The organism is Pseudomonas sp. WS 5011 (assembly GCF_012985775.1).
Lineage (GTDB): Bacteria > Pseudomonadota > Gammaproteobacteria > Pseudomonadales > Pseudomonadaceae > Aquipseudomonas > Aquipseudomonas peli.
The window spans coordinates 22267-40477 of sequence record NZ_JAAQXA010000014.1; the positions used below are offsets into that span (position 1 = coordinate 22267).

The window sequence follows — 18211 nt, forward strand, 5'->3', positions numbered from 1 at the left end:
ATCATGCTTCGACCCACACGCAACCGGCATCACGGGCAGCTTCGAAATAATGTTGCAGTTGCTGGTCAGTGATCACGGTGCCGGTGGAGTGGTGGTATTTGTACCACTGGGCGGTCATGGCCAGACTTTTGGTAATCGTCCACACCGGACGCCACGACAGCTGCGCATGGGCCTTTGAGCAATCCAGATAAAGCAGATTGGCTTCATGGGGTTGAACGACGTTCGCGCTATGCCACTTCAGCTGTTCCCAGTGGGTTTGTAGGTCCTTGAGTACCTCGGCGACGGTGCGATTGTCGTCCGGTGCCGGCCCGAAATTCCACGCTACGGCCGCCGCCCGGTCGCCCGACAGCAGGCGCTGCCCCAACAGCAGATAACCGGACAGGCAGTCCAGCACATGTTGCCAAGGGCGGGTCGACTGCGGTGAGCGTATTTCCAGAGACACCCCGGCGGCGACAGCGCGCACAAGATCTGGAACCAGGCGATCTTCGGACCAGTCGCCGCCGCCGATTACATTCCCGGCACGGGCAGATGCCAGCAGCGGAGCGTCATCGCGAGACCAGAACGACTTACGATAGCTATCGACCACCAGTTCACTCGCCGCCTTGGAAGCGCTGTAGGGATCATGGCCGCCCAGCCGGTCGACTTCACGGTAACCCCAAGGCCACTCGTTGTTTTCGTAGACTTTGTCGGTGGTGATCACTACCACGGCACGCACGCTGGCTGTGGCTCGGCAGGCCTCGAGAATATTGGCCGTGCCCATTACGTTGGTAGACCAGCTGTCCAGTGGCTCGCGATACGAGCGACGGACCAAGGCCTGAGCGGCGAGATGAAAGACGATATCGGGTTGCACGCGATCAATTACATCCTGCACCAACTGGGCATCACGGATATCGCCGGTGATATCCGTAGCCGAGGTATCAATCAGCGACCAATGTGCAGGAGAAGTGCTCGGTACCAAGGCAAAGCCGGTCACTTCCGCGCCCAACTGGGTAAGCCATGCGACCAGCCAACTACCTTTGAAGCCGGTGTGTCCTGTCAACAGCACTTTGCGACCGCGGTAGATATCGCCGAAAAGTTTCATGCCCAGCGTTTCCAGGGTGGCGTGCCGCTACGCCAGAGATCTTCCAGGTGATTCTTATCACGCAGGGTATCCATTGCTTGCCAGAACCCGGTGTGCTGATAAGCCATGAGATTGCCTTCGGTGGCCAAACGCATTAATGGGTCGGCTTCCCAACTGCTTTTATCGTCAGCGATATAGTCGATTACCGAGGGGTTCAGGACGAAATATCCGCCGTTGATCCATGCACCATCGCCGGCCGGTTTTTCCTGGAAGCTTTGCACGCAAGCGCCCTGAAGATTTAGCGCACCATAACGACCAGGCGGCTGGATGGCGGTTACGGTGGCAGGCTTACCATGGGAGTGATGAAAATCGACGAGTGCGCGAATATTGACGTCTGCCACACCATCGCCATATGTAAAACAAAACGGCTCATCACCCAGATGCTCGCGGACACGCTTCAGGCGTCCGCCGGTCATGGTATCTTCACCGGTATTAACCAGCGTGACCCGCCATGGTTCAACATAACGCTGATGAACTTCCATAGCGTTGTTAGACATATCAAATGTTACATCAGACATATGTAGGAAATAGTTGGCGAAATACTCTTTGATTACATAGCCCTTGTAACCACAGCATATTACGAAATCATTGATCCCGTAATATGAGTATATTTTCATGATGTGCCACAAGATTGGCTTGCCACCGATCTCGATCATTGGCTTAGGCTTGAGATGGGACTCTTCGGAAATGCGCGTGCCGAGGCCGCCTGCAAGAATTACCGCTTTCATGAAAAACCCTTACCTGCCAATGCTTATGAAAACTCGCAAAAACCTAGTTGGTAATAGCGACGAATAGTTTAGGCAGGCGGGGAGTATGAAAGGTCAAAGACACATGAAAAATCTATAGTTTTTTCATTAACTTAGCTGGAAAACCCATCATATACCAAGCCTCAGACATGTAAGCTTGGACCGTCCTGCACAACCGAATTCTATCCTAATCTGCATGTAATTCGCGAGAGGCAGTCACAGCGCACATCGAATCTCTTACAGAACAAGGCTAAGGCTAACAATGAACCTATGAGAATGCGTGACCTGATCAAAAACCGTACACACCAAGCAAACATAAGTTCACTCGTCTTCATTTACTCGATCACGCAACTCTTTCCCCGGCTTGAAATGCGGGACAAACTTCCCATCCAGCGTGACTGAGTCGCCCGTCTTAGGGTTACGCCCGACGCGTGGCGCACGGTAGTGCAGCGAGAAACTGCCGAAGCCTCGAATCTCGATACGATCACCGGTCGACAGCGCCTGCGACATCTGTTCAAGCATGGTCTTGATCGCCAACTCAACATCCTTCGACGAGAGCTGCCCCTGATGGGTGACGATGCGCTCGATCAACTCCGACTTGGTCATGGTTTTCCCTTCTTTTTCAAGCGGCTAGATCACTAGATGAAAAGGTTTTAGCACGCCTCGTCAGATTTGAACAGCCTATAAAACAACACCTTAGCGATTTTTAGGCACAAAAAAGGGCGACCGAAGCCGCCCTTTTTCTGGATTACCTGAACTTAGTTCTGGTTTTCCATTTGCGCACGAATCAGATCACCAATGGTGGTCGGACCAGCAGAAGCAACTTCGTCCTGCTTAGTACGCATTTCTTTGATAGCTTCTTTTTCGTCTTCAACGTCTTTCGACTTAACCGACAAGCTGATTACGCGGCTCTTACGGTCAACGCTGATGATCTTGGCTTCAACTTCTTCGCCTTCTTTCAGAACGTTGCGCGCGTCTTCAACGCGGTCACGGCTGATTTCGGAGGCTTTCAGAGTGGCTTCGATGCCTTCGGCCAGAGTGATGATGGCGCCTTTGGCGTCAACTTCTTTAACGATACCGCGCACGATGGTGCCTTTATCGTTAACAGCAACGTAGTCGGAGAACGGATCTTCTTCCAGCTGCTTGATGCCGAGGGAAATGCGCTCACGCTCCGGATCAACGGAGAGGATAACGGTTTCCAGCTCGTCGCCCTTCTTGAAGCGGCGTACAGCTTCTTCGCCTACTTCGTTCCAGGAGATATCGGACAGGTGAACGAGGCCGTCGATGCCGCCATCCAGACCAATGAAGATACCGAAATCGGTGATCGACTTGATGGTGCCGGAGATCTTGTCGCCTTTGTTGAACTGACCGGAGAAATCTTCCCACGGGTTAGTTTTGCACTGTTTGATACCCAGGGAGATACGACGACGCTCTTCGTCGATATCCAGAACCATAACTTCCACTTCGTCGCCGACGTTAACGACTTTCGAAGGATGGATGTTTTTGTTGGTCCAATCCATCTCGGATACGTGCACCAGGCCTTCCACGCCTTCTTCCAGCTCTGCGAAGCAGCCGTAGTCGGTCAGGTTGGTTACGCGCGCAGTAACACGAGTGTCCTGCGGGTAACGTGCCTTGATGGCAACCCATGGATCTTCGCCCAGCTGCTTGAGGCCGAGGGAAACACGGTTGCGCTCGCGATCGTACTTGAGGATCTTGACGTCGATTTCATCGCCAACGTTGACGATTTCAGACGGATGCTTGATGCGCTTCCAAGCCATGTCGGTGATGTGCAGCAGGCCGTCGACGCCACCCAGATCCACGAACGCGCCGTAGTCGGTGAGGTTCTTGACGATACCTTTGACTTGCTGACCTTCCTGCAGGGATTCCAGCAGAGCTTCGCGCTCGGCGCTGTTCTCGGCTTCCAGCACGCTGCGGCGGGAAACGACAACGTTGTTGCGCTTCTGGTCCAGCTTGATAACTTTGAATTCGAGCTCTTTGCCTTCCAGGTGGGTGGTATCACGCACTGGACGGACATCGACCAAGGAACCTGGGAGGAACGCACGGATGCCGTTAACGTCGACAGTGAAGCCGCCCTTAACCTTACCGTTGATAACGCCCGTAACCACTTCCTCTGCGGCGAAAGCTGCTTCCAGAACGATCCAGCACTCGGCACGTTTGGCTTTTTCGCGGGACAGCTTGGTTTCACCAAAGCCATCTTCAACCGCGTCCAGGGCAACGTGAACTTCGTCACCGACCTTGATGGTAAGCTCGCCAGCGTCGTTGTGGAACTGTTCCAGCGGAATGAGGCCTTCAGACTTCAAACCAGCGTGAACGGTTACCCAACCAGCTTGGTAATCGATGTCGACGATGATAGCGGTGATGATCGAGCCAGCCTGAAGATTCAGGGTTTTTAGGCTTTCTTCAAACAGTTCAGCAAAGCTTTCGCTCATTTTAATTCCTGTTGATTCAGGGCAGGGAATCCGCCCAAACCACATTCCAGACAATGTGGGTACGTTCATTTAAAAAGAGGCAAACGGGACTAGGACTGGGTTCCCGTGCGCCTCCTTGCGAGCCGGTCAGCTTAAGCAGCTGTGGCTCTTATCATCCGGCGAGATCGCGATTGGCGACCTCACTCAGAATTCGTTCAAGCACTTGTTCGATGGAGAGTTCGGTGGAGTCCAGCTGGATCGCATCGGCTGCCGGCTTGAGCGGAGCCACTGCACGCTGGGTATCGCGCTCATCGCGCGCCTGAATCTCATCAAGAAGACTCGCGAGATTAACATCATCGCCCTTGGCCTTCAACTGCAAGTAACGGCGACGGGCACGCTCCTCGGCGCTGGCGGTGAGGAAAATCTTCAGCGGCGCATCCGGAAACACCACAGTGCCCATATCGCGGCCATCGGCAACCAGTCCTGGCATTTCTTGGAAGGCCTGCTGACGCTGTAGCAGGGCTTCACGCACGGCAAAGAGCGAGGCCACCTGCGAAGCACCGGCCCCAACCTGCTCATTGCGGATGAGATCAGTGACCTCTTCGCCCTCAAGAATGATGCGCTGACCATGGCCATCGCCCGCAGCAATAAATTGCACATCCAGATGAGCGGCGAGCAGCTTCATCGCCTCTTCGTTGGTCAGGTCAACGCCGTGATTGCCCGCAGCAAAGGCCAGCAGGCGATACAACGCACCCGAATCCAGCAGATTCCAGCCCAGTTGTTTGGCCAGCAGACCGGCAATGGTGCCCTTGCCCGAGCCGCTCGGCCCGTCGATGGTGATGACCGGTGCAACGATCATGCTTTGCCCTCCTCGGCCACACGAATGCCAACATGAGCCGACAGCGCGAGGAAGTTGGGGAACGAAGTGGCGACGTTGGCGCAATCATGGATGCGGATCGGCGCAGTGGCGCGCAGCGAGGCCACGCTGAACGACATGGCGATGCGGTGGTCGCCATGCGCCCAGACTTCGCCGCCACCGATGCTGCCGCCTTCGATAATGATGCCGTCCGGCGTTGGCTCGGCCTTGACGCCCAGAGCAATCAAACCATCAGCCATCACCTGAATCCGGTCGGATTCCTTGACCCGCAGCTCTTCGGCGCCACGCAGCACAGTACGACCTTCAGCCACCGACGCAGCAACAAACAGCACCGGGAACTCATCAATAGCTAGGGGCACCAGGTCTTCGGGGATATCAATACCTTTGAGCTTGGCGCTGCGCACGCGAATATCAGCCACGGTCTCGCCGCCGACTTCACGTTGGTTTTCCAGGGTGATGTCGCTGCCCATCAGCTTGAGGATATCGATGACGCCAGTACGGGTCGGGTTGATGCCTACGTGCTCAAGCACCAGCTCCGAGTCTTCGGCAATGCTGCCGGCCACCAGAAAGAATGCTGCCGAGGAGATATCCGCAGGCACTTCGATATGGGTAGCAGTCAGTTTGTGGCCCGACGTGACGCTGGCGGTGCTGCCATCCACGGTTACCGGGTAGCCGAAGCCGCGCAGCATGCGTTCGGTGTGGTCACGGGTCGGTGCAGGCTCGGTCACCGAGGTGGTTCCGGCGGCGTAGAGACCGGCCAGCAACAGGCAGGATTTAACCTGGGCACTGGCCATGGGCATTTCGTAATCCATACCAGTCAGGCGCTGGCCGCCTTTGATCATCAGTGGCGGGCGACCTTCCGGACCGGTTTCGATCACTGCGCCCATTTCGCGCAGCGGCTTGGCGACACGGTTCATCGGCCGTTTGGACAGCGAGGCATCACCGGTCAGCGTGGTGTCGAACGGTTGCGCTGCCAACAAACCCGAGAGCAGGCGCATCGAAGTACCGGAGTTGCCCATGTACAGCGGACCGGCCGGCGCCTTCAGACCATTCAGACCCACGCCGTGAATGGTCACGCGGCCATGATGCGGGCCTTCGATGACCACCCCCATGTCGCGGAACGCCTGCAACGTCGCCAGCGCGTCTTCACCTTCCAGAAAACCCTCGACATGCGTGGTGCCTTCAGCCAGCGAGCCGAGCATGATCGAACGGTGAGAGATGGACTTGTCGCCCGGAACGCGAATACGCCCGGAGAGTTTGCCGCCAGGGTTAGCCAGAAAAATCAGATCGTTCGAGTGCATAGCGTCCACATAGGCCCTACGGGCCAAAATTTTGCCGAAATGCTCACGGGCCACGCGGGCGCGGGTGAATACGCCCAGCAATTGATGCCCATCCCCTGCGTCAACCGCGTCGCGCAAGGCGTCGAGGTCGTCGCGAAATACGTCCAGCGTGCGCAGCACCGCCTCGCGGTTAGCGAGGAAGATGTCGTGCCACATGACCGGATCACTGCCGGCGATCCGCGTGAAGTCGCGAAAACCGCCGGCGGCGTAACGAAAGATCTCCAGGTTCTCACTGCGCTTGGCCAGCGAGTCAACCAGAGTAAAGGCCAGCAAGTGCGGAAGGTGACTGGTCGCAGCCAGCACCTGATCGTGATGCTCGACCTCCATGTGCTCAACATCCGCGCCCAGCTCGCGCCACAGGGCGTCGACCAGCGCCAGGGCCGACTCATCACTCTGCTCGCAAGGAGTGAGGATGACCTTATGGCGGCGGAACAGCTGCGCATTGGATGCTTCCACCCCGCTCTGTTCGGAGCCGGCAATTGGGTGGCCCGGCACAAACCGCACCGCTTTACCGGTAAAGGCCAGGCGCGCAGCACGCACCACATTGCCTTTGGCGCTGCCCACATCGGTGAGCACCGTCGTACCCAGGTCAAGCTTGGCCAGCTCTGTGAGCAGCTTTTCCATGGCCAGGATAGGCACCGCCAGCTGGATTATATCGGCACCCTGACAGGCGGCAGCCAGATCAACCTCGCAGCGATCAACCACGCCCAGCTCCACTGCCAACCGGCGCGACTCGGGATCGAGATCGACACCTATCACTTCGCGGTACAGGCCGCGCTCACGCAAACCCTTGGCAAAAGAACCACCAATTAGGCCCAGGCCGACAACCACCAGGCGGCCGAGCTTAGGGGCGGCAGGTTGCACCTGAGTGACAGCAGATTTGGCTTCACTCACGCGCTCAGCACCTTGGCCAGGGCGTCGAGGAAGCGCGCATTTTCAGCAGGCAGACCAATCGACACCCGCAGGAAGTTCGGCATGCCGTAACCAGCTACTGGCCGCACGATCACCCCAGCGCGCAGCAGCGCCTGGTTGATTGCCGCGGTATCACGGCCAAAATCCACGGCAATAAAGTTGCCTTTCGACGGAATCCAACTCAGCCCCAACTCGCGCAAGCCGGCCTCCAGCTGCGCCATGCCGGCATCATTGAGCTGACGGCTTTGCGCCAGGTAATCGGCATCATCCAGCGCCGCACAGGCCGCGGCCAGGGCGAGGCTGTTGACGTTGAATGGCTGGCGTACACGGTTGAGCACATCGGCAATCTGCGCCGAGCTGAGCGCATAACCAACGCGCAGCGCCGCCAGGCCATAGGCCTTGGAGAAGGTGCGCGAGACCAGCAGATTGTCATAACGCGCCAGGTACTTGAGGCCGTCCGGCAGCTCATCACCTTCGGCGAACTCGATATAAGCCTCATCCAGCACCACCAGCACATTGCCAGGTACGCGCGCGAGAAAGCGCTCCAGCGCATCGGGGCCGAACCAGGTGCCGGTCGGGTTGTTCGGGTTGGCGATAAACACCACGCGGGTGTTGGCGTCGATGGCCGCGAGCATGGCTTCCAGGTCGTGACCGTGATCCTTGGCCGGCACCACTTTGCCCTGGGCACCTACTGCCTGGGTCGAAATGGGGTAAACGGCAAAGGCGTACTGACTGAACACCGCATTAAGGCCTGGGGCCAGATAAGCGCGGGCGACCAGATCGAGAATGTCGTTGGAACCATTGCCCAGCGTGACCTGGTTGATCTGCACACCGCAGCGCGCAGCCAGTCGGGTTTTCAGCTCGAAGCCATTGCCATCGGGGTAACGGGTCAGCTCGGCCAGTTCGCCGCGAATCGCTTCCAGCGCCTTGGGGCTTGGACCTAGCGGATTCTCGTTGCTGGCCAGCTTGACGATGCTGGCCGGGTCCAGATCCAGCTCACGGGCCAGCTCATCCACCGGCTTGCCCGGCACATAGGGCGACAGCTGCTGTACGCCTGGCTGGGCCAGGGCGAGGAAATCGGTCATAGCAAAGCCTCACGCTTAAAGCCGCAAGCCCCAAGTACAGCCCGGCGTCGATGCGCGTATAGCTTGAGACCTGAGGCGTGCCGCAGCAGTTTTAAAGTACCGCTTTCGGGTAGGAACCCAGCACCTTGAGCGCCACGGCTTCCTGATTGATCTTTTCCAGCACGTCCTTGATCAGCGGGTCGCGGTGGTGACCAACGAAGTCGATAAAGAACACGTAGGTCCACTTGCCGCTGCGCGAAGGGCGGGTTTCGATGCGGGTCAGGTCGATGCCGTTGTTGTGGAACGGCACCAGCAGCTCATGCAGCGCACCCGGCTTGTTGCGCATGGAGACGATGACCGAAGTCTTGTCGTCGCCGGTCGGCGGTACTTCCTGGCTGCCGATGATCAGGAAGCGCGTGGAGTTATCCGGACGGTCTTCGATCTTCTCCGCCAACTTGGTCAGGCCATACAGACTGGCTGCCATATCGCCGGCAATCGCCGCACTGTTCCACTCGCTTTTCACCCGCTTGGCTGCATCGGCATTGCTCGACACCGCCACGCGCTCAACGTTGGGGTAATGCGCATCCAGCCACTTGCGGCATTGTGCCAGGGACTGGGCATGGGAATAGATGCGGGTGATCTTGTCGGTCTTGGTGGTTTCACCGACCAGCAAGTGGTGGTGAATGCGCAGCTCGACTTCGCCACAGATAACCATGTCGTGTTCGAGAAAGCTGTCCAGCGTGTGGTTGATCGCGCCTTCGGTGGAGTTCTCCACCGGCACCACACCGAAGTTCACCGCACCGGCGGCCACTTCACGGAACACTTCATCGATAGCCGCCATCGGCACGCTGATTACCGCGTGACCGAAGTGCTTCATCGCCGCAGCCTGGGAGAACGTACCCTCTGGGCCGAGGTAAGCCACTTTGAGCGGGTTTTCCAGGGCCAGGCAGGAGGACATGATTTCGCGGAATAGCCGCGCCATTTCCTCGTTGCCCAACGGCCCCTGGTTGCGCTCCATGATGCGTTTAAGCACCTGGGCTTCGCGCTCCGGGCGGTAGAACACCGGCTTCTCGCCTTCCGGCAGGGCCTTCATCTTCACCCGCGCGACTTCTTCAGCGCAGCTGGCGCGATCACTGATCAGCGCGAGAATCTTCTCATCGAGGTTGTCGATGCGCAGGCGCAGGGCCTGCAGTTCCTGCTCGGAAACTGGATCGGTCATCAACCGTGCTCCTTCTCGAACTCGGCCATATAGGCCACCAACGCTTCAACGGCATCCAGGCCCACGGCGTTATAGATGGAGGCACGCATGCCGCCGACAGAACGGTGGCCTTTCAGGTTGAGCAGGCCGCGCGCATCAGCACCGGCGAGGAACGACTTATCCAGCTTCTCGTCGGCCAGGCGGAACGGCACGTTCATCCAGGAGCGGGCGTTATGGGCAATCGGGTTGCTGTAGAAGTCGCTGGTATCGATGGCCTTGTACAGCAGGTCTTTCTTGGCGCGGTTGATCCGCTCCATGGCGGCCACCCCGCCCTGCTCTTTCAGCCACTCGAACACCAGGCCGGACAGGTACCAGGAGAAGGTCGCCGGGGTGTTGTACATCGAGCCGTTATCGGCCGCGATCTTGTAGTTGAGCATGGTCGGGCAGACGCTGCGGGCACGGCCGAGCAAGTCTTCACGCACGATGGTCACCACCAGGCCGCTGGGGCCGATGTTCTTCTGCGCGCCAGCGTAGATCAGGCCGAACTTCGACACATCGATCGGGCGCGAGAGGATGTCGGAAGACATATCCGCCACCAGCGGCACGTCACCGACTTCGGGTATCCAGTCGAACTGCAGGCCACCAATAGTTTCGTTGCTGGCGTAATGCAGGTAGGCGGCGTCTTTCGACAGCTGCCACTCGTTCTGCCCGGGGATGGCGAAATAGTCATAGGCCTTGGCGCTGGCAGCAACATTGATATTGCCGTAGCGGCTGGCTTCTTCGATGCTTTTCTTCGACCAGATACCGGTGTCGATATAGTCGGCGACGCCGTCTTCCGGCAGCAGGTTGAGCGGGATTTCAGCGAACTGCTGGCTGGCCCCGCCCTGCAGGAACAGCACCTTGTAGTCGGACGGAATTTCCATCAGGTCGCGCAAGTCCTGCTCGGCCTTTTCCGCGATGGCGGTGTACTCGTCGCTGCGGTGGCTCATCTCCATCACCGACAGGCCTTTACCCTGCCAATCGAGGAGCTCCGCCTGGGCGCGTTGCAGAACAGCTTCAGGAAGCGCGGCCGGGCCGGCGCAGAAGTTAAAGGCTCGCTTGCTCACATCCACTCTCGCTCAAAATAGTGGGCGGGCTGGTGCGTGCCAGCAGCCGCCAAATCCTACGCCGTCAGGGGCGAGCGCACTCGCCCCGACAGATCACTCTTCGCTGATCGGGCTTTCGTCAGCCGCGGCTTCGGGTGCATCACCTGCATCCTCAACTGCGCCGTCAAAACTCTCTTCGCCTTCCAGCAGCTCTTCGTCGTCTTCCGCCGAAGGCTCCTGCACACGCTCAAGACCCACCAGGGTTTCATCCTTGGCCAGCTTGATCAGGGTCACGCCCTGGGTGTTACGACCGAGGCTGGAGACTTCGCTGACGCGGGTACGCACCAATGTGCCCTGGTCGGAAATCAGCATAATTTCCTCACCTTCGAGCACCTGTACGGCGCCGACCAGCTTGCCGTTACGCTCGTTGCTGACCATGGCGATTACGCCCTGGCCGCCACGACCGCGACGCGGGAACTCAGCCATCGCCGTGCGCTTGCCGTAGCCACGCTCGGAAGCAGTGAGAATCTGCGCATCGGCTTCAGGAATCAGCATGGAGATGATTTCCTGGCCTTCCGGCAGACGCATGCCACGCACACCGCGAGCGGTACGGCCCATGGTGCGGACCTTGCTTTCCTTGAAGCGAATCACCTTGCCGCCATCGGAGAACATCATCACTTCGCGGGCCCCGTCAGTTACGGCAGCGGAGATCAGGGTGTCATCTTCGTCCAGCTTGAGGGCAATCAGGCCCGAGCTGCGCGGACGGCTGAACTGCACCAGCGGGGTCTTCTTCACAGTGCCTTTGGCCGTGGCCATAAAGATGTAGGCACCGGTCGGCTCATCCGGGGTTTCGTCGTCGGCGTCATCGCCTTCGGCCAGGTCTTCGACTTCTTCAGCCTCGACCACTACGCCTTCGATATCGTCCTGCTCGTCACCTTCCGGAGCCTGCTGACGCAGGGCTTCCAGATCGACCTGGAGCATGGCGGTAATGCGCTCGCCTTCGTCCAGCGGCAACAGGTTGACCAGCGGACGACCACGGGCAGCGCGCGAGGCTTCCGGAATTTCGTAGGTTTTAAGCCAGTAGACCTTGCCCTTGCTGGAGAACAGCAGCAGCGTGGCGTGACTGTTGGCAACCAGCAGATGCTCGATGTAGTCCTCATCCTTCACGCCGGTGGCCGACTTGCCCTTACCGCCGCGACGCTGCGCCTGGTAGGCATGCAGCGGCTGGCTCTTGGCATAACCACTGTGGGAAATGGTGACTACACGCTCTTCTTCGGTGATCAGGTCAGCCAGGCTCAGATCCAGACGGTTGTCGAGAATCTCGGTACGGCGCGCATCGCCGAACTCGGCTTTGACCGCTTCCAGTTCTTCGCGGATCACTTCCATCAGGCGCGTGGCGCTGGTGAGGATGCGGATCAGCTCGCCGATCTGGGTGAGGATTTCCTGATATTCGGCCAGCAGTTTTTCATGCTCAAGACCGGTCAAACGGTGCAGACGCAGCTCGAGAATGGCCTGGGCTTGTTCCGGCGAGAGGAAATACTTGCCGTCGCGCAGACCGTATTGCGGATCGAGATCGTCCGGACGGCAGGCGTCGGCACCGGCGCGCTCGACCATGGTTTCCACTGCACTGGATTCCCACGGCGTGGCGATCAGCGCCAGCTTGGCTTCGGCCGGGGTCGGCGAGGCCTTGATCAGAGCGATGACCGGGTCGATGTTGGACAGGGCAACCGCCTGGCCTTCAAGGATATGGCCACGCTCACGGGCCTTACGCAGCTCAAATACGGTACGGCGGGTGACCACTTCACGGCGATGCAGAATAAAGGCTTCGAGCATGTCCTTGAGGTTAAGGACCTTCGGCTGGCCGTCGATCAGCGCCACCACGTTGATGCCGAACACGCACTGCATCTGGGTCTGGGCGTAGAGGTTGTTGAGCACCACTTCCGGTACTTCGCCACGACGCAGCTCGATGACGATGCGCATGCCGTCCTTGTCAGACTCATCGCGCAGCTCAGTAATGCCTTCGAGCTTCTTCTCTTTAACCAGCTCGGCAATCTTCTCGATCAGGCGCGCCTTGTTCAGCTGATACGGCAGCTCGCTGACGATGATCTGCTGACGGCCACCGACCTTGTCGATGTCTTCAATGATGGCGCGGGCACGCATATAGATGCGGCCACGGCCGGTGCGGTAGGCCTCGATGATGCCGGCGCGACCGTTGATGATCGCCGCAGTCGGGAAGTCCGGACCGGGGATGTATTGCATCAGCTCATCGACAGTCAGCTCGCCGTTGTCGATAAGCGCCAGACAACCATTGATCACTTCCGTGAGGTTGTGCGGCGGAATATTGGTGGCCATGCCCACGGCGATACCGCTGGAGCCGTTGACCAACAGGTTCGGAACCTTGGTCGGCATAACTGCCGGGATCATCTCAGTGCCGTCGTAGTTCGGCACCCAATCCACGGTTTCTTTGTGCAGGTCAGCCAGCAACTCATGGGCCAGCTTGGTCATGCGCACTTCGGTGTAACGCATGGCGGCTGCGTTATCGCCGTCCACCGAACCGAAGTTACCCTGGCCGTCGACCAGCAGGTAACGCAGCGAGAATGGCTGCGCCATCCGTACGATGGTGTCGTATACCGCAGTATCACCGTGCGGGTGGTACTTACCGATTACATCACCGACCACACGGGCGGACTTCTTGTATGCCTTGTTCCAGTCGTTGCCCAACTCACTCATGGCAAACAGCACACGGCGGTGCACGGGCTTCAAGCCATCGCGTGCATCCGGCAGCGCTCGCCCGACGATTACGCTCATCGCGTAATCGAGGTAGGACTGCTTGAGTTCGTCTTCAATATTGACCGGGAGGATTTCTTTGGCCAGTTCGCCCATGAGTAGCCTTGTTCCTTTTTCTGGTGAAACTCCGCGCCGCTCGTCCTGAGTGGTGTGGAGCCTGTCGCCGTGCCTTGAGGCTCATAGCGACTCACGACAAATCAATAAGTTATGCCATGTATCTGCGCAGGTAAGAGGCCCATAACGGGCACCCCCGAAAACCGCCGGAGCTTACCACAATCAGTGCGTCGCACCTATCCCCAGCGCAGCCCTACCGACTAGGTGTGCGCACCCGCAGAAAAACTCAGTGCAGGCGCTTGCGACACATCAATTGCGCCATTTTTTCCGCATCCGGACGATCAACCACACCCTTCTCGGTGACGATAAAGTCGATCAGGTCCGCCGGGGTCACATCGAATACCGGATTAAGCGCCTCGATCCCGCCGGCGATGCGCTTGCCGCCCAGTTCCAGCAGCTCGCTGGGGTCGCGTTCTTCCAGGACGATATCGTCGCCATGCTCCATGGCCATGTCGATGGTCGAGCTGGGAGCGACCACCATAAAGCGCACGCCATGGTGCATGGCGTTCACCGCCAGCTGATAGGTGCCGACCTTGTTGGCCACATCGCCATTGGCAGCAATGCGGTCCGCCCCAACGATGACCCAGGTGATGCCACGGGTTTTCATCAGATGGGCGGCAGCCGAATCGACATTGACCGTCACCGGGATGCCGTCAGTCGCCAGCTCCCAGGCAGTCAGGCGCGAGCCCTGCAACCAAGGCCGGGTTTCGTCGGCATATACCCGCTCAAGCAAACCCTCATGAAAAGCCGCACGAATCACCCCTAGCGCGGTGCCAAAGCCACCCGTGGCCAGGGCGCCGGCATTGCAATGGGTCAGCAGGTTCTGCTGATTGCCTTGGTGCTTGCGGATCAGATCGACGCCCAGCTGGGCCATGGTCAGATTAGCTTCACGATCACTTTGATGAATGCCGATGGCTTCAGCCTCCAACAGCGCCAGCGGGTCGTCATGGCTTTTCAGCCGACCCAGCCGCTCACGCATGAGCTCAAGCGCCCAGAACAGATTGACCGCGGTCGGCCGCGATGCAGCCAGCAGGTCGAAATCCACCTGCAATGCCGCTCGCCAGTCGCCGCCTTCCTGCAGACGAGCCCTTACAGCCAGGACAATCGCATAGGCCGCGCTGATGCCGATGGCCGGCGCGCCGCGCACCACCATGCTACGGATAGCCTCGGCGACATCTGCCGCTGAGTGATAGCTCAGCCAGGTTTCCTCGAAAGGCAGCGCGCGCTGATCCAGCAAGAGCAGAGCGCCGTCACGCCACTCGATGGCCTTGACCTTCTCTGCCGCTAGCAGTTGCTCGCGCATGACACACCTCCGCCGGAAAAAGCCGACGATTATACGCACAGCACTGGGCACATCGCGCCAGATCAGCTGTATGCAGCTTCAAGCCTAGGGCGTTCCCCTATAAACTCGCCACTCTACTGACCGCCGGAAGCCTTCCCATGCCCCAAGCTCCGCTCGATTTGCTGCTGCTGCCCACCTGGCTGGTCCCGGTCGAGCCAGCTGGCGTGGTGCTGCTGGAGCACGGCCTGGGCATCCGCGACGGGCGCATCGCACTGATCGCACCGCGCGCTGAAGCGCTTAAACACGCAGCCCTGCAGGTTCTTGAGCTACCCGGACGACTGCTCACGCCAGGCCTGGTCAACGCCCATGGGCATGCGGCAATGACCCTGTTCCGCGGCCTGGCCGATGATCTGCCGCTGATGACCTGGCTGGAGAAGCACATCTGGCCGGCCGAGGCCAAATGGGTCAACGAGCAGTTTGTGCAGGATGGCACCGAGCTGGCCATCGCCGAACAGCTCAAGGGTGGCATTACCTGCTTCTCCGACATGTATTTTTTCCCGGAAACCGCCAGCCAGCTGGTGCACAGCAGCGGCATCCGCGGGCAGATCACCATTCCGGTACTGGATTTTCCGATTCCCGGCGCCCGCGACGCTGACGAAGCACTGCGCAAAGGCCTGAATCTGTTCGACGACCTTAAGCACCACCCGCGCCTGAGCGTCGCCTTCGGCCCGCATGCGCCCTACACGGTGAGTGACGACAAGCTAGAAAACATCCGCATGCTCGCCGAAGAGCTGGACGCCGGCATTCATATGCACGTGCACGAAACCGCCTTCGAAGTGCAGCAGAGCCTGGAGCAGCGCGGCGAGCGGCCACTGGCGCGCCTGGCGCGCCTCGACCTGCTCGGCCCGCGCTTCCAGGCCGTGCACATGACCCAGATTAATGATGAAGACCTGGCCCTGCTGGTGGAAAGTAACAGCAGCGTGATCCATTGCCCGGAATCCAACCTCAAGCTGGCCAGCGGCTTTTGCCCGGTGGAAAAACTCTGGCAAGCCGGGGTCAACGTCGCCATCGGTACCGATGGCGCAGCGAGCAACAATGATCTCGATCTGCTCGGCGAAACCCGCACCGCCGCCCTGCTGGCCAAGGCCGTTGCCGGCTCGGCCACGGCCCTGGATGCCCACCGCGCGCTGCGCATGACCACCCTCAACGGCGCCCGCGCTTTGGGTCTGGATGAGCAAATCGGCTCACTGGAACTGGGCAAAGCGGCCGATATCGCCGTATTCAATCTCTCCGGCCTGGCCCAGCAACCAGTTTATGACCCGGTTTCACAGCTGATCTATGCAGGTGGCCGCGCCTGCGTCGAACACCTGTGGGTCGGCGGCAAACAATTGCTCGACGGCGGCCAACTGACGCGCCTGGACGAACAACGGATCATCGCCAATGCCCGCGCCTGGGGCGCGAAGATTGCCGGCAAGTGACAGCCAGCCCAGAGAATTCGGGCACTGCGACAAACTGACATACATTGGACGCATAACAGGCGTCCAATCCACCCGGCGAAACTGGCAACATGAGTCTCCCGCCGCCGCCTGATTCAGGGATTTATATGAGCAACGTCGACCGCGCCGAAATCGCCAAATTTGAAGCCCTTGCCCACCGCTGGTGGGACCGTGAAAGCGAATTCAAACCGCTGCATGACATCAACCCGCTGCGCGTCAACTGGATCGACGAACGCGTCGGCCTGGCCGGCAAGAAGGTACTCGACGTTGGCTGCGGCGGTGGCATCCTCAGCGAATCCATGGCCCAGCGCGGTGCCAGCGTGACCGGCATCGACATGGGCGAAGCACCGCTGGCAGTAGCCCAGCTGCACCAGCTGGAGTCCGGCGTCAGCGTCGAATACCGGCAGATCACTGCTGAAGCCCTGGCTGAAGAAATGCCAGAACAGTTCGACGTGGTCACCTGCCTGGAAATGCTTGAGCACGTACCCGACCCGGCGTCGGTGATCCGCGCCTGCTACCGCATGGTCAAGCCTGGCGGCCAGGTGTTCTTTTCCACCATCAACCGCAACCCCAAGGCCTACCTGTTTGCCATCATCGGTGCTGAGTACGTGATGCGCCTGCTGCCGCGCGGCACCCATGACTTCAAGAAATTTATCCGTCCGTCCGAGCTCGGCGCCTGGAGCCGCGAAGCGGGTCTTGAGGTCAAGGACATCATCGGCCTGACCTACAACCCGCTGAGCAAACGCTACAAGCTGGAAGCCGATGTCGACGTCAATTACATGATCCAGACTCTCAAGGAGGCGTAGGGCGTGCCATCCGTTATTTCCCTGCAGCGTTGCTGCCAGAAAGCCGGCCAGGCTAGGCGCTGGCCGCAGGCAATGGTTGTTCCATTGCCAAGGACAGCAACAACGCATGGCCGGCTTTCTGGCGCAACCCGTAGGGCCGGGTCTGTTTTGGCGCGATGCTGCGTTTCTCGCCACTCATTTGGAATAACCAAACTTCACGGCTCGTGCCTGGCCTCGCGCCAAAACATACTCCGGCGCTGCAAGGGAAATAACCAATGACACGCCCAATGCGCTTGCGCGCGGTTTTATTCGATATGGACGGCACCTTGCTCGACAGTGCGCCGGACTTTATCGCCATCAGCCAGGCCATGCGTGCCGATCGCGGCCTGCCACCGATTGCCGAAAAACTGATCCGCGACCAGGTATCCGGCGGCGCGCGCGCCATGGTCGCTGCCAACTTCTCCATGGACCCCGAAGCCGAAGGCTTCGAAGCCCTGCGCCTGGAGTTTCTCGACCGCTATCAGGCGCATTGCGCGGTACTGACGCGGCCGTTTGACGGCATGGATGAGCTGCTCAATGACATCGAACAGGCCAAGCTGATCTGGGGCGTGGCAACCAACAAGCCGGTGCGCTACGCCGAACCGATCATGCAGCAACTCGGCCTGGCGCAGCGCTCGGCCGTGCTGGTTTGCCCAGATCACGTCAGCCGCAGCAAGCCCGACCCCGAGATGATCCTGCTGGCCTGCGCAAAGATGGGCGTAGAACCTGCAGCCACCCTGTTTGTGGGTGATGACGAGCGCGACATCGAAGCCGGTCGCGCGGCAGGCTGCAAGACCGCCGCTGTCACCTACGGCTATATCCACCCGCAGGACAACCCACGCAACTGGGGCGCCGACGCGGTGGTGGACCACCCACTGGAACTTCGCACCGTGCTCGAACAAGCCCTGTGTAGCTGTTGAAGACAGTTTACCGGACG

14 protein-coding genes are annotated in these 18211 nt (G+C 59.4%); 3 read left to right on the forward strand and 11 right to left on the reverse strand.

Annotation, left to right across the window (positions count from 1 at the left end):
- Position 1: 1 nt before the first annotated feature.
- From rfbG to mtnA, 11 genes are all read right to left on the reverse strand, one after another.
- Entirely contained in the window at positions 2 to 1081 is a 1080-nt protein-coding gene (rfbG, locus tag HBN63_RS15185) for a CDP-glucose 4,6-dehydratase (RefSeq protein ID WP_170050012.1), read from the reverse strand.
- The gene (rfbF, locus tag HBN63_RS15190) at positions 1078 to 1848 is read right to left on the reverse strand and encodes a glucose-1-phosphate cytidylyltransferase (protein ID WP_170050013.1); all 771 of its coding nucleotides are present in this window, start codon (positions 1846 to 1848) and stop codon (positions 1078 to 1080) included. Before rfbF ends, rfbG begins: the two co-directional genes overlap by 4 nt.
- 339 nt (positions 1849 to 2187) lie before the next feature.
- Positions 2188 to 2472 carry an integration host factor subunit beta gene (gene ihfB, locus HBN63_RS15195; protein WP_160085002.1) on the reverse strand — a complete coding sequence of 95 codons (285 nt, stop codon included), beginning with the start codon at positions 2470 to 2472 and terminating at the stop codon, positions 2188 to 2190.
- Between the two features lie 152 nt (positions 2473 to 2624).
- The gene (gene rpsA, locus HBN63_RS15200) at positions 2625 to 4316 is read right to left on the reverse strand and encodes a 30S ribosomal protein S1 (RefSeq protein WP_170050014.1); all 1692 of its coding nucleotides are present in this window, start codon (positions 4314 to 4316) and stop codon (positions 2625 to 2627) included.
- Positions 4317 to 4467: 151 nt separating this feature from the next.
- The gene (gene cmk / locus HBN63_RS15205) at positions 4468 to 5154 is read right to left on the reverse strand and encodes a (d)CMP kinase (protein ID WP_170050015.1); all 687 of its coding nucleotides are present in this window, start codon (positions 5152 to 5154) and stop codon (positions 4468 to 4470) included.
- Entirely contained in the window at positions 5151 to 7406 is a 2256-nt protein-coding gene (locus tag HBN63_RS15210) for a bifunctional prephenate dehydrogenase/3-phosphoshikimate 1-carboxyvinyltransferase (RefSeq protein WP_170050016.1), read from the reverse strand. Before HBN63_RS15210 ends, cmk begins: the two co-directional genes overlap by 4 nt.
- Positions 7403 to 8509: a histidinol-phosphate transaminase gene (hisC, locus tag HBN63_RS15215; RefSeq protein ID WP_170050017.1), complete on the reverse strand. Its 1107-nt coding sequence runs from the start codon at positions 8507 to 8509 to the stop codon at positions 7403 to 7405. The genes HBN63_RS15210 and hisC overlap by 4 nt, the downstream gene beginning before the upstream one ends.
- Positions 8510 to 8600: 91 nt before the next feature.
- Positions 8601 to 9707 carry a prephenate dehydratase gene (pheA, locus tag HBN63_RS15220; protein WP_170050018.1) on the reverse strand — a complete coding sequence of 369 codons (1107 nt, stop codon included), beginning with the start codon at positions 9705 to 9707 and terminating at the stop codon, positions 8601 to 8603.
- The gene (serC, locus tag HBN63_RS15225; RefSeq protein ID WP_170050019.1) at positions 9707 to 10792 is read right to left on the reverse strand and encodes a 3-phosphoserine/phosphohydroxythreonine transaminase; all 1086 of its coding nucleotides are present in this window, start codon (positions 10790 to 10792) and stop codon (positions 9707 to 9709) included. The genes pheA and serC overlap by 1 nt, the downstream gene beginning before the upstream one ends.
- A 93-nt stretch (positions 10793 to 10885) precedes the next feature.
- Complete coding sequence (gene gyrA, locus HBN63_RS15230) at positions 10886 to 13654, reverse strand: DNA gyrase subunit A (RefSeq protein ID WP_170050020.1); 2769 nt, start codon at positions 13652 to 13654, stop codon at positions 10886 to 10888.
- A 244-nt stretch (positions 13655 to 13898) separates the two neighbouring features.
- A complete protein-coding gene (mtnA, locus tag HBN63_RS15235; protein WP_170050021.1) occupies positions 13899 to 14975 on the reverse strand; it encodes an S-methyl-5-thioribose-1-phosphate isomerase in 1077 nt (358 codons plus the stop codon).
- A 137-nt stretch (positions 14976 to 15112) separates the two neighbouring features.
- On the opposite strand from mtnA, the gene HBN63_RS15240 reads away from it, so the two are divergent.
- The 3 genes from HBN63_RS15240 to mupP all read left to right on the forward strand — a co-directional run bounded on the left by HBN63_RS15240 (position 15113) and on the right by mupP (position 18194).
- The gene (locus tag HBN63_RS15240) at positions 15113 to 16432 is read left to right on the forward strand and encodes a TRZ/ATZ family hydrolase (RefSeq protein WP_170050022.1); all 1320 of its coding nucleotides are present in this window, start codon (positions 15113 to 15115) and stop codon (positions 16430 to 16432) included.
- Between the two features lie 125 nt (positions 16433 to 16557).
- Positions 16558 to 17256 (forward strand): bifunctional 2-polyprenyl-6-hydroxyphenol methylase/3-demethylubiquinol 3-O-methyltransferase UbiG, encoded by a 699-nt coding sequence (ubiG, locus tag HBN63_RS15245; RefSeq protein ID WP_090248179.1) that lies wholly within the window; start codon positions 16558 to 16560, stop codon positions 17254 to 17256.
- 266 nt (positions 17257 to 17522) lie between these two features.
- A complete protein-coding gene (mupP, locus tag HBN63_RS15250; protein ID WP_170050075.1) occupies positions 17523 to 18194 on the forward strand; it encodes an N-acetylmuramic acid 6-phosphate phosphatase MupP in 672 nt (223 codons plus the stop codon).
- Positions 18195 to 18211 lie beyond the last annotated feature (17 nt).